General features: G+C 34.0%; 9 protein-coding genes. 5 read left to right on the top strand and 4 right to left on the bottom strand.

Annotated features, from left to right (window positions below; translation table 11 throughout):
- Window positions 1-40 precede the first annotated feature (40 nt).
- The 4 genes from F0000_RS09370 to F0000_RS09355 all read left to right on the top strand — a co-directional run bounded on the left by F0000_RS09370 (window position 41) and on the right by F0000_RS09355 (window position 4,025).
- Window positions 41-1,249, top strand: coding sequence for an NAD(P)-dependent oxidoreductase (locus F0000_RS09370; protein ID WP_149624462.1), 1,209 nt, complete (start codon window positions 41-43; stop codon window positions 1,247-1,249).
- A gap of 28 nt (window positions 1,250-1,277) precedes the next feature.
- Window positions 1,278-2,099: an orotidine-5'-phosphate decarboxylase gene (gene pyrF / locus F0000_RS09365; protein ID WP_149624461.1), complete on the top strand. Its 822-nt coding sequence runs from the start codon at window positions 1,278-1,280 to the stop codon at window positions 2,097-2,099.
- A gap of 268 nt (window positions 2,100-2,367) precedes the next feature.
- Window positions 2,368-3,165: an ABC transporter substrate-binding protein gene (locus tag F0000_RS09360; protein WP_149624460.1), complete on the top strand. Its 798-nt coding sequence runs from the start codon at window positions 2,368-2,370 to the stop codon at window positions 3,163-3,165.
- 74 nt (window positions 3,166-3,239) lie between these two features.
- Window positions 3,240-4,025, top strand: a complete 786-nt coding sequence (locus F0000_RS09355) for an alpha/beta fold hydrolase (protein ID WP_149624459.1) — start codon at window positions 3,240-3,242, stop codon at window positions 4,023-4,025.
- Window positions 4,026-4,039: 14 nt separating this feature from the next.
- On the opposite strand, the gene F0000_RS09350 is transcribed toward F0000_RS09355, so the two are convergent.
- The 4 genes from F0000_RS09350 to F0000_RS09335 form a co-directional block, all read right to left on the bottom strand.
- Entirely contained in the window at window positions 4,040-4,213 is a 174-nt protein-coding gene (locus F0000_RS09350) for a Lacal_2735 family protein (protein WP_149624458.1), read from the bottom strand.
- A 252-nt stretch (window positions 4,214-4,465) separates the two neighbouring features.
- Window positions 4,466-5,185: a DUF4197 domain-containing protein gene (locus tag F0000_RS09345; RefSeq protein WP_149624457.1), complete on the bottom strand. Its 720-nt coding sequence runs from the start codon at window positions 5,183-5,185 to the stop codon at window positions 4,466-4,468.
- Window positions 5,186-5,403: 218 nt separating this feature from the next.
- Entirely contained in the window at window positions 5,404-6,258 is an 855-nt protein-coding gene (gene purU, locus F0000_RS09340; protein ID WP_149624456.1) for a formyltetrahydrofolate deformylase, read from the bottom strand.
- A 216-nt stretch (window positions 6,259-6,474) separates the two neighbouring features.
- On the bottom strand, window positions 6,475-9,111 hold the full coding sequence (locus F0000_RS09335) for a zinc-dependent metalloprotease (RefSeq protein WP_149624455.1): 2,637 nt from the start codon (window positions 9,109-9,111) through the stop codon (window positions 6,475-6,477).
- A 438-nt stretch (window positions 9,112-9,549) separates the two neighbouring features.
- Here F0000_RS09335 and F0000_RS09330 point away from each other — a divergent pair, with 438 nt between their 5' ends.
- Window positions 9,550-12,984: a methylmalonyl-CoA mutase family protein gene (locus F0000_RS09330; RefSeq protein ID WP_149624454.1), complete on the top strand. Its 3,435-nt coding sequence runs from the start codon at window positions 9,550-9,552 to the stop codon at window positions 12,982-12,984.
- Window positions 12,985-13,009: the final 25 nt, after the last annotated feature.

Here is a 13,009-nt window from a genome sequence, read left to right as displayed (position 1 = left end):
GTCGCGCTTTTGTATAAACAATATATATACCAATAATTATATGACCAAGTTCGGGATTCTTAAAGAACGAAAAAATCCGCCAGATCGTCGGGTAGTTTTTTCTCCAAAAGGTCTTAATGACACTGTGTCTCAATTTCCAGAAGCTTCTTTTGTTGTAGAAAGTTCTGATGTGAGAGTTTTTAATGATGATGCATATACGGAAAAAGGTTTCGAAGTTGTAGAGGATCTTTCTGATTGCGAAGTTTTACTGGGGGTAAAAGAAGTTCCTGTTGCTGCGTTAATCCCTGATAAAAAGTATTTTTTCTTTTCGCATACGATTAAAAAACAACCGTACAATAGAGAATTACTCAAGGCTATTCTGGACAAAAATATCGAACTCTATGACCATGAAGTGATTATTAATCAAAAAGGATTCAGACTTATTGGTTTTGGTAAATATGCTGGTATTGTAGGTACATATAATGGATTTAGAGCCTTCGGACTTGCATATGATAGTTTTGAGCTTCCTAAAGCAGAAAACTTATCAGATCAGAAAGCACTGGAAACAACATTATCAGAGATCACATTACCAGCCATAAAAATTGTTCTTACCGGTACTGGTAAGGTAGGGAGTGGTGCCAAAGAAATTCTGGATGCTATGGGAATTAAAAAGGTTACTGTAGAAGAATATCTTACCAAAAAATATGATGAACCCGTATATACGCAAATTGATGTATTAGACTATAATAAGCGAAAAGATGGACAGCAATTAGGTAAAAATGATTTCTACCTCAATGCAAAAGAATATGAAAGTGATTTTATGAAGTTTGCAAAAGTTAGTGATATGTATATTGCCGGACATTTTTTTGGAGAAGGTGCACCATTTATTTTTACAAGAGAAGATGCTAAATCAGAACAGTTTAATATTAAAATAATAGCAGATGTGTCTTGTGATATTGATGGTCCGGTAGCTTCTACGATTCGTTCTTCTACAATCGCTGATCCCATATATGGTTATCATCCGGGTAGAGAAGAAGAAGTAGATTACAGAGAACCAGAAGCTATTGTGGCAATGGCAGTAGATAATTTACCCTGTGAATTACCAAAAGATGCCAGTGAAGGTTTTGGCGCCATGTTTTTAGAACACGTAATTCCTGCTTTTTTTAATGATGATGCAGATGGTGTTTTAGAGCGGGCAAGAATGACCAAAAATGGTAAGTTGACCGCCAGATATGCATATCTGCAAGCATATGTAGACGGAAAAGAATAAGATAATACATAACAAATTATATAAAAATATGACGACCCGGGAACTTGTTGGTCAAATCAAGAAAAAAAAGTCTTTCCTATGTATAGGACTGGATGTAGATTTAGAAAAAATACCAAAACATTTGTTAACAGTTGAAGACCCGATTTTCGAATTTAATAAAAAAATTATTGACGCCACCCATCACCTGGCGGTAGCCTATAAGCCTAATATTGCTTTTTATGAAGCCTATGGTATTAAAGGTTGGAAATCTTTGGAAAAGACAATACAATATCTAAATGCCAACTATCCTGAAATTTTTACAATCGCTGATGCCAAACGAGGAGATATTGGGAATACCAGTACGATGTACGCCAAGGCTTTTTTTGAAGATCTCGAATTTGATTCTGTAACCATCGCTCCTTATATGGGAAAAGACTCAGTAGAACCATTTTTAGCTTTTGACAACAAACATACTATCTTATTGGCATTAACATCGAATCAGGGAGCTTTTGATTTTCAGACAAAGAAAATCGATGGTAAGGAGGTGTATAAAGAAGTATTAGAAACCTCCAAAAGCTGGAATAAATCAGAAAACCTGATGTATGTTGTGGGAGCAACCAAAGCAAAGTATCTGGTAGATATTAGAAAGATAATTCCAGATAGTTTTTTATTGGTTCCCGGAGTAGGTGCTCAGGGAGGAAATCTGCAAGATGTATGTACGTATGGAATGAATGATCAAATAGGTTTGTTAATTAATTCCTCCAGAGGAATTATATATGCATCAGATGGATTAGACTTTGATAGTAAGGCAGAAGAAAAGGCAAAGGAATTACAACAGCAAATGGAAGAAATTTTAACACCAAAAAAATAGAGGGAAATTGTATTATAATTTCCCTCTGTTTTTTTAAATATTAAAAAATTAGCGTCTATTAGCTTTAAAAACTTGTTTTGCATATCCAACAAGTCCATAAGAAATAAAAGATGCAAAAAATGCAACAACGCCGTAACTGATAATGTTAAGTAATACTAAACTCATAGCCCCAAATATTTAAAATTATTAATATTCCCCATAATATAGGGAAAATTTTCAGAAATTCCTATTATTAAGTGTTTAGTTTTAAGATATTTATAATTTTTTTATGATTCGTTCAGATCAAATAGGAAGGGCTTTTATTGATACAAAAGTACCGTGTCGCATCATATCATTAGTGCCTTCCCAAACAGAATTGCTAGTAGCGCTAGGTTTGTCTGATTTTATTGTAGGTATAACCCGATTTTGTGTGCACCCGGCGAAAATAAGGAAGGAAAAAGTGATCGTTGGAGGTACCAAAAAAGTAGATTATACCAAAATAGATCAGGTAATGCCGAGTATCATTTTGTGTAATAAAGAAGAGAATACAAAAGAAATTGTAGAAACACTGGAAAAGAAATATCCGGTACATGTATCGGATATAGAATCGATAGAGGATGCAATAGAGATGATAGGACAATATGGAGAGATTTTTGAAAGACGAGTTAAAGCAGCACAATTAGTCACTACTATTTATACCGAATTAAATTCGTTTAAAAACTTTGTAAAAAACAGTTCTGATAAAAAGGTAGCATACTTTATATGGCGCAAACCGTGGATGGTTGCAGGAGCTAATACATTTATTACACATATGCTACAAATAAATGGCTTTGTTAATTATTTCGAAAGCCAAAACCGGTATCCAGAAGTTTCTGAAGATAAGTTAACAAACCTAAAAGAACTGGATCTTATATTATTGTCTTCAGAACCCTTTCCCTTTGCTCAAAAACATATTGATGAGCTAAAAGTAATACTTCCTGATACAAAAGTAATTCTGGTAAATGGAGAATATTTTTCCTGGTATGGTTCTAGGTTGGTAGATGCGTTTGCCTATTTTAGAACGCTTCATAAAGATATAGTTGATTGAACAGTTCATTAAAAATTGTTAAGTACACTTTTTTATAAGATATAAGTTGCTATTTTTGTGATTCTAAACCGTGTATGCTTAACTATTCCTTATATCATCATCCTGAAAGTAAAGATTGGGTAACTTTTGTTCACGGAGCAGGAGGAAGTTCTTCAATATGGTTTAAGCAGATTAGAGAATTCAGAAAATATTTTAATGTCTTATTATTAGATCTGAGAGGTCACGGAAAATCTAAGTTAGCCTTTAAGGATGCTTTTAATACAAAATACACTTTTGATTGTATTACAGAAGATATTGTAGCAGTGATCAATAAAGAGGATATCACCTCTTCCCACTTTGTTGGGATATCCTTAGGGACTATATTGATAAGAAATCTGGCAGAAAGACATCCTGACCGTGTGGATAGTATGATTATGGGTGGCGCAATCATGAAATTAAATCTTAGATCTCAAGTGTTAATGAAACTAGGAGTTGTTTTTAAATCTGTGGTTCCGTATATGGTTTTATATAAGCTTTTTGCTTTTATAATAATGCCAAAAAAAAATCACAAGCAATCAAGGTTGCTTTTTGCGAATGAGGCCAAAAAATTATATCAAAAAGAGTTTATCAGGTGGTTTCGATTAACATCAGAAATTAATCCTTTATTACGCTTTTTTAGAGATAAAGATATCAAAATACCTACCCTTTATGTTATGGGGGAAGAGGATTACCTCTTTTTACCATCTATAGAGAAAATCGTTTCTATACATACATTTTCTAATCTGTATATAGTTCAAAACTCTGGTCATGTAGTGAATATAGAACAACCAGAAATATTTAATAAACACTCAATATCGTTTATACACCAACTAAAAAAATAAAATCAATAGTAACTTTATGCCTGATGCTCTATTTTTTTAATTTCTATTAAAATTTTACTGGCTTTTTCGTGAAGATCATCACTTTTAGTTTTATCCTTTAATGCTAATTCATAAGCATTTTTCATCATTTTGGAATATTGCTTCTGTAGTCGTTCCAGTTCCGTTTTACCTTTTAATAAGTGATACATGGTTTTTTCCCTTCTTTTTGACAAAGGTATTAGTTATACCCGAAAACAACTCTTAATAACGAGTTAAGGTTAGTTTAATAAGATGCTAAAAAATGTAAATATAATCCTACCTGCTATTTTGTGCCTGTAGCAGGCGATACATTCAGGTTCGGGAAATATTTTTTATTCTAAAATGGATTATTAAATCAGAATCTTTCTCGTGAGACTACCTGAGAATTCAGAAAAAACACAGGTCGATATTAACTAACTTATTTATTTTCTGTCCTGAAGTGCAAATACTTTTCTTAGTAAATCCGTGGTTCTGGAGCTTAATTTTGTTCTAATCTCCACTTCTTCTATAGCAATCATTTTGTAAACACCTTTGAGAGCCTCACCTGTAACATAGTCAGTAAGATCAGCATTAACTTTTTTGGTAAAAGGGATAGCATTATATTTTTTAATAATATTTGTCCATACTCTATCAGCACCAACTTTAGAAAGAGATTTATCGATTACAGGATTAAATTTCCCATAAAGAGCAGTGTTCGTTCCTTTTTGAAGGTACTGAGTTGCTGCATTCTGATCTCCCAACAGAATTTGTTTAGCATCATTAAAAGTGATTTGTTTTACAGCATTTACAAAAATAGGAGTTGCTTCTTTTACGGCGTCTTCTGCCGCTCGATTCAGAACTTTTAGACCTTCATCAGCCAGATTATTCAATCCAATATCTCTAAGTGCTTTATCTACTTTTCTCAACTCTTCCGGGAGTACAATTTTGACAAGTTCATTTCTGAAGAAACCATCTTTTTGTGTGAGTTTTGTTACTTGCTTATCAATTCCTTTATCCAGTGCCTGTCTCAATCCATTACCGATATCAACATTACTAAGACCTATAGCTCCAGTAGTTTCCTGAGGAAGACTTTCTATTACCTGCTGCAATTCTGCACAACTTACTAATTGAAAAATAACGAGTACTATAAAAATTCTGTTCATGATTTCTTGTCAGATTTGTAATAATAAATGATTTAATATGAAGTCAAAGTTAATTTTTTAAAAACGATCTCTTTTAATTATTTTCTTTAAAAATGAATGAAAATCTACAAAAGCCAGATTATTAAGGTTAAAAGGTAAATGTTATCTAGTTTTCAAGTCATAAAATAAATAGACATATAATAGATAAACATACACGCAATAGTTATGAAGTAAATCTATTATGAAAAAATCACAGTTTTATTGCTATATACCAGAACCTTTCTTTCTATATGATGTTTAATTGCTCTGGATAATACGATTTTTTCCAAATCCCGACCTTTTAGAATAAAATCCTGAACATTATGTATGTGAGATACTCGTACTATTTCCTGCTCGATAATAGGGCCTTCATCCAGATCAGAGGTTACATAATGGCTGGTAGCCCCGATAATTTTTACCCCACGTTTGTACGCAGAATGATAGGGTTTGGCTCCAGGGAAAGCGGGTAGGAAAGAATGATGGATATTTATAATTGCATTAGGAAACTGATCTACAAAATTAGGGGATAATATCTGCATATACCTTGCTAATACAATAAAATCTATCTTATGTTCTTTTAACAATGCTAATTGCTCTATTTCTGCTTGTGCCTTATTTTCTTTGGTTACCGGAATATGTTTAAAAGGGATGTTAAAACTATGTGCGATAGGTTTTAGATCTACATGATTACTAATAATAACAGGTATCTTTACCTTAAGCTCTCCAGAGGCATATCTCCCTAAAATATCATAAAGACAATGGTCGTATTTAGAAACGAAAAGGGCCATCTTAGGTTTTTTTTCAGAATTATACATTTCCCAATGCATATTGTAATTATCTGCAACCACCTTATTAAAAGAATCTTTGAATAATGCGAGTTTTTCTTCATCCTCATCAAACTCACATTCTAAGCGCATAAAAAACTCACCTAATTCTCTATCAATATGTTGCTCAATATAAACAGTGTTTCCTTTTTTATTTACTATAAAATTAGTGACCGTGGCGATAATTCCCTTTTTATCAGGACAATTAATGAGCAAGGTTATCTTTTTCATTTGTTGGTTTGGTTAAAAATTTAATTTTTTCAGTTATAAACTTACTATTTAACAAAGTAAGTATCTAGTAAAATTATATAAAGATTCATAAAACCTGGTTGTTTTTAGTCGATTTAGAATATATGGCCAAAATTCGTGTATTTTTTGTAAAAAAATAAGGACTGATTATTAGAATAATCAGTCCTTGTACACAAAAAAATGGTATTATTATTATTATTATTTGATATCTTCAACAGTATTGCTAATCAATGTTTTTAAATGATCCTTATGGGCTTTTGTAAGTGTATCTCCTGTTCCATTCGATACCTTTGATTTTATTCTTTTTAGATTATATAATGCCATTGATTTTGAGGCATAGGTGTATTGTGGACTTCTGGTAGTTGATTTTGAACTTTTACCAGCGTTAGAATTGGCTACAATATTGATAAGCCTTTTAGTATATTCTAGCTGTAAATTTTGTCTAAAAGTATTTATAGAACCAGTAATATCCTTCTGGAATATGGCCGTGTTGAGGTCAGTCATAAATTCGGATAATTTGTAGGTGTTTCCATATAATTCAGAATCTGTAATACGCTGTAATGTATTAGGGTGCAAAATATGATCTAAGATTCTTTTTTGATTTCCTAATACTAATTCATGGATTTTAGGATCTTCTGGTCCTCTAAAAAAATTAAATCCTCGTCGCTGCATAGCGATATATTTATAAAGATCGTTAGGGGCTTTATAAGCATCTGGCGCAAATATATATGTATCAAGTGCGTTCATAGCTTTTTTCTGGTCTTCGTAGCTAACAGGAGTGAAAGGTTTAGCAATAGGATCTTGTCCAGCTATACTTCTGTCAACATAGACACCACCAATAAATCTGGAGATCACATTTCCTGCATTTGCATACTGCCCTCGTAGGATATAATAAGCTTGTCTCAGCTCCTGATAAGACTGTCCTTTTTTACTAAATTTTGATTTTATTTTACCCATCATATCATTGACCAACTTCATTCTGTTGATTGAATAGGTAATCTGATCATTAGACATATCTCCAATCATAACTCTTGGATCGATTGCTTTACCTGGTGAGCGCATATCATCTGCATCATTACCAAAGATTAGTTCTGGTTTATGCGATTGATTTGCAATTTTTTCTAATTCACTTTCAGCTGCTACAGGAGTATATCCATATTGAATTGCCCATTCATCATAGGGACCTACAGTGGTAGAAAAATAGTGCCCTTGGTTTAATTTGTTATTGGCAACATTAATTGCAGTATAATCCATAACAGAACCAGTAAGACACTTTCCTTTAATAAAATCAGGATCATTTAATTGTTCTGGAGAGAAAAGCTGACTAGCTTTCATATTGTGGTTGAGCCCTAGGGTGTGCCCTACTTCATGCATAATAAGCTCTTTCATAGCTTCCATACGCATACCTTTCATTTCATTGTCATTAGCACCGGTAGCAGCAAGAACTGCTTGTCCGAATAGCGAATTTTCCTGCATGAGATGTCCATATGAGCAGTATAAATTCTTGTCGGTATTGGCTATAGGAAAATTTGTGGGTTCTTCCTGATCATAGGCAGTCAGGTTAAACAACCTGTCATACTTTACGCGATTTGTGTGGTACGTATATTCTAACATAATATCGGCACCCATAATTTCTCCAGTTCTTGGATTTACGAAACTAGGACCATATCCGCCAAACGGAGGCCTGGGAGAGGATGTCCACCTTAATACATTATACCTGATATCTCCGGCATCCCATGCGGCATCATCTGGTTGTGTCTTGACTACTATTGCATTTTTAAAGCCTGCTTTTTCGAATGCTTTATTCCATTCTAAAACAGCATTTTTAATAGTTTCTCTGAATTCTATCGGAGTTGTGTTTTCTATCCACCATTCTATAGGCTTTACAGGTTCAGAAATTGCCTGATCCGGATTTTTTTTAATCAGATTCCATCTATGGATAAGGTCTCTATAAGGAGTTGGGCTGGTAGAAGTCATATCAGTAACCTGTGAAAAAAAATAGCCTATTCTAGGGTCATCAAATCTGGGCAGATATTGATTCTCTGGCATGGCAATCAAACTGTGCGCTACCTTAATCGTAACGTTTCTTCCATCAGATACTGCACTAGACCCTCCATTGAGTATAGAAGATTTAGAGTATACATAATGGCTATTAATATTTGTATTTTCTGGGTAGTTTTTGATCGTCTTGATTTTTGTCTTTTCCTTACTTAGTGTACCTAATTTAAAAGCAAATGGGGATTGTCCGGGGAAATTAGGAGCTTTAATCTGTTCAAAAGTCTCTTTAAGAAAAAGATCATCAGATTTGATTAGATACAGTCCTTTCTCTTCATCTTGAGCTTCGATTTTTAAACTAGCCATGATTCCTTCACTAATATTAGCTTCTGAAGCTTTGGATAGTGCACTGTTTTTATCAAAGTAATGTGAAGCATTCTGAGTAACAAATTCAATTTTATTATAATGTTTTTCGATTTTAAAAACCTTATTATCGAGATACGCACCTCTAAAAGTGCCAGCTTCTAATACGCCATCAGAAATCTGACTAAAATAAATAAACTCTCTGCCTATTTGTTCCTTATTGATTAACATTTTTGTAGTGCCATCAATGGTATCACGATAGATAGTGAATAACCCTTCGATTTTTTTACTTTTTTTAATCAGCTCCTCTACAGACTTTTCTTTAGACTTATTTTTAGAAGCATCTACTTGTTCAGTTTTTCCTTTTTTTGATTTTTTCTTTTTCTTCTTTTGTGCTTCTATATCCTGGATTCCGATACCAATGATAAAAAGAAAACTTAAGAAAAATAAACCGTTTTTTGATGATGTAAATCTCATTTTTAATATGTATTTGATTTGAATAGTTGATGAATATATTATTTTCTGAAATTAGACACCTACTGTTTAACAATCTTGTTAACATCTGTTAATTAACTTTAAGGAAGTGATAGTATGTTTTTGAAAGCTAAAAGACCATAAATAGTGTTAAATTTGAACTATAGATAATGAACTCATCTTGAGTAATGCTTTGACCTACAAAATTTACATTTTGCACGCTAATTTTGTTGTTTTTTTTAACCATAGCTATAGCTATGTTGAAAAAAAACCTACTTCATTATAGTACAAAAGCCAAACTTTTCGGTTGAAAAACCACTACTCAAGATGAGTTCTATGGAACAATCAATATGATTGTTTGAATTGCATAATTCTAAAAAAATAATTGCTTTTGATACGAATTTATTAAATTAGCATCTCTAAAAACACTTTTTATTGTCAATGGAACAAATTATACCGTATAAGCCCAGGAATAAAGTTAGAATTGTAACAGCAGCATCATTGTTTGATGGACATGATGCAGCCATTAATATTATGAGACGTATTATACAATCTACAGGTGTAGAAGTAATACATTTGGGGCATGATCGCAGTGTAGAAGAAGTGGTAAATTGTGCCATTCAGGAAGATGTGAATGCCATTGCGATGACTTCTTATCAGGGTGGACATACTGAATATTTTAAGTATATGTATGATCTGTTACAAGAAAAAGGAGCAACTCATATTAAAATATTTGGAGGCGGAGGAGGTGTTATCCTTCCTGAAGAAATTAAAGATTTAATGGGATATGGGATTACACGTATCTATTCTCCTGATGATGGCAGAGAACTGGGATTACAAGGAATGATTAATGATCTGGTACAACGGTCAGATTTTCCGATAGGCGATACGCTGAATGGAGAGGTGGATCATCTCGCAGAAAAAGAGATAGGAGCAATTGCTCGCGTTATTTCTGCAGCAGAAAATTTTCCTGATATCGCAAAAGATGCCTTAGATCATATTCACAAAAAAAATAAAACTTCTGGGACACCTGTTCTGGGAATTACAGGAACAGGAGGAGCAGGAAAATCTTCCTTAGTCGATGAATTAGTACGTCGTTTTTTGATTGATTTTCCGAATAAGACAATAGGATTGATCTCTGTGGATCCATCAAAACGTAAAACAGGAGGTGCTTTATTAGGAGACCGAATACGGATGAATGCCATTAATTCACCCAGAGTGTATATGCGCTCATTGGCAACCAGACAATCTAATCTTGCTTTATCCAAGTATGTATCAGAAGCAATAGAAGTTCTAAAAGCTGCAGAATTCGATCTTATTATTTTAGAAACCTCTGGAATAGGGCAATCAGATACAGAAATTTTAGAACATAGCGATACTTCTTTATATGTCATGACGCCTGAGTTTGGAGCCGCAACACAATTAGAAAAAATTGATATGCTGGATTTTGCAGATTTGGTAGCTATTAATAAGTTTGATAAACGTGGATCGCTGGATGCACTAAGGGATGTTAAAAAACAATATATGCGTAATCATCAGTTGTGGGATATACCTCAGGATGATTTACCGGTGTATGGCACAATCGCTTCCCAGTTTAATGACCCGGGTATGAATACGCTTTATAAAGCGATTATGGATAAGATTGTAGAGAAAACAGCGGCAGATTTACAATCCGATTTTCATATCTCAAAAGAAATGTCAGAAAAGATATTTGTGATACCGCCGAGTAGAACCCGATATTTATCTGAAATTTCTGAGAATAACCGAGCATATGATAAGAGGGCAAACGTTCAGGTAGAGGTTGCTCAGAAATTATACGGAATTTATAAGACTATTTGTAGTGTTGCAGAGAAAGAGTTGCTGGATTTATCCAAAAGTGGTATCGACGAAGATAGCCTGAATATAAGTAAGAATACTGATAATTCAGACTTTATCAAACTATTACTGGCTGAGTTTGATAGAGTAAAATTAAATCTAGATCCTCATAACTGGGAGATCATAACGGGTTGGTCTGCTAAAGTTCAGAAATATAAAGATCCGATATATTCTTTTAAGGTAAGAGATAAGGAAATCAAAATAGAGACACATACAGAATCCTTGTCGCATAGTCAGATTCCAAAAGTGGCATTGCCCAAATATCAGGCGTGGGGAGATATTTTGCGATGGTGTTTACAGGAAAATGTACCAGGTGAATTTCCTTTTGCATCAGGATTGTACCCTTTTAAACGTACTGGAGAAGATCCGACACGTATGTTTGCAGGAGAAGGTGGTCCTGAACGTACAAACAGACGTTTTCATTATGTTAGTTTAGGGATGCCGGCAAAACGTTTATCTACAGCATTTGATTCTGTAACCTTATATGGTAATGATCCGGATCACAGACCTGATATTTATGGCAAAATAGGAAATGCAGGTGTATCTATATGTTGTCTGGATGATGCTAAAAAACTGTATTCGGGCTTTGATCTTACCCATGCGATGACATCCGTAAGTATGACTATTAATGGTCCGGCTCCTATGTTATTAGGGTTTTTTATGAACGCAGCAATTGATCAAAATTGTGAGAAATATATTAAGGAGAATGACCTGAAAACTGAGGTTGAAACAAAAATCAATGATATATATGCCAAAAAAGGAGTAGCGCGCCCGGCATATCAGGGAGCATTACCAGAAGGGAACGATGGATTAGGGCTTATGCTATTAGGAGTTACTGGTGATCAGGTTTTGCCAGCTGATGTGTATGCAGATATAAAAGCTATGACACTAAACACTGTAAGAGGAACTGTTCAGGCAGATATTCTTAAAGAAGATCAGGCACAGAATACCTGTATTTTTTCTACAGAATTTGCCTTGCGCTTAATGGGAGATGTACAAGAATATTTTATAGAGAAGCAAGTGCGTAACTTTTATTCGGTTTCTATCTCCGGATATCATATTGCAGAGGCAGGAGCTAATCCAATTACACAATTGGCATTAACACTAGCGAATGGCTTTACTTATGTAGAGTATTACTTGAGTCGAGGTATGGATATTAATAAATTTGGTCCTAACTTATCTTTTTTCTTCTCTAATGGTATTGATCCAGAATATGCTGTGATTGGTAGGGTAGCTCGTAAAATATGGGCGAAGGCTTTAAAAAATAAATACGGAGCGAATGCCAGAGCGCAAATGCTTAAATATCATATACAGACTTCTGGTAGATCATTGCATGCACAAGAAATTGATTTTAATGATATTCGCACAACATTACAGGCATTATATGCGATCTATGATAACTGTAATTCGTTACACACCAACGCCTATGATGAAGCCATTACAACGCCTACAGAAGAATCCGTGCGCAGAGCTATGGCAATTCAATTAATTATTAATAAGGAATTAGGGTTGGCTAAAAACGAGAATCCAATCCAGGGATCTTTTATTATAGAAGAACTAACAGATTTAGTAGAAGAAGCTGTGCTTACCGAGTTTGATAGAATTACGGAACGGGGAGGTGTACTTGGCGCTATGGAAACTATGTATCAGCGTAGTAAAATACAGGAAGAAAGTTTGTATTATGAAACATTAAAGCATAATGGAGATTTTCCGATAATCGGCGTCAATACATTTTTGAGCTCTAAAGGATCACCAACAGTAACTCCGGGTGAAGTAATCCGTGCAACCGAAGAAGAAAAACAGTATCAGATTACTATGTTACAAGCGTTACATAAAGGGAATAAAAATAAAACGTCTCAATTATTAAAGGATTTGCAGGAAAGAGCGATTAATAATCAAAACATTTTTGAAGTATTAATGGAGGTATGTAAGGAATGTTCTTTGGGTCAGATCACTACGGCACTTTTTGAAGTAGGGGGACAATATCGCAGGAATATGTAAATCAAAGAAAATGAGGTGTAAGAAA

This window comes from Aquimarina sp. RZ0 (assembly GCF_008370685.1).
Taxonomy (GTDB): domain Bacteria; phylum Bacteroidota; class Bacteroidia; order Flavobacteriales; family Flavobacteriaceae; genus Aquimarina.
This window is presented reverse-complemented; position numbering and strand designations above follow the sequence as displayed.

Coding starts and splice junctions, on each gene's coding strand:
- F0000_RS09350 (WP_149624458.1), bottom strand. CDS start 4,213: ATGTATCACTTATTAAAAGGTAAAACGGAACTGGAACGACTACAGAAG.
- F0000_RS09345 (WP_149624457.1), bottom strand. CDS start 5,185: ATGAACAGAATTTTTATAGTACTCGTTATTTTTCAATTAGTAAGTTGT.
- F0000_RS09360 (WP_149624460.1), top strand. CDS start 2,368: ATGATTCGTTCAGATCAAATAGGAAGGGCTTTTATTGATACAAAAGTA.
- F0000_RS09330 (WP_149624454.1), top strand. CDS start 9,550: ATGGAACAAATTATACCGTATAAGCCCAGGAATAAAGTTAGAATTGTA.
- F0000_RS09335 (WP_149624455.1), bottom strand. CDS start 9,111: ATGAGATTTACATCATCAAAAAACGGTTTATTTTTCTTAAGTTTTCTT.
- pyrF (WP_149624461.1), top strand. CDS start 1,278: ATGACGACCCGGGAACTTGTTGGTCAAATCAAGAAAAAAAAGTCTTTC.
- F0000_RS09355 (WP_149624459.1), top strand. CDS start 3,240: ATGCTTAACTATTCCTTATATCATCATCCTGAAAGTAAAGATTGGGTA.
- purU (WP_149624456.1), bottom strand. CDS start 6,258: ATGAAAAAGATAACCTTGCTCATTAATTGTCCTGATAAAAAGGGAATT.
- F0000_RS09370 (WP_149624462.1), top strand. CDS start 41: ATGACCAAGTTCGGGATTCTTAAAGAACGAAAAAATCCGCCAGATCGT.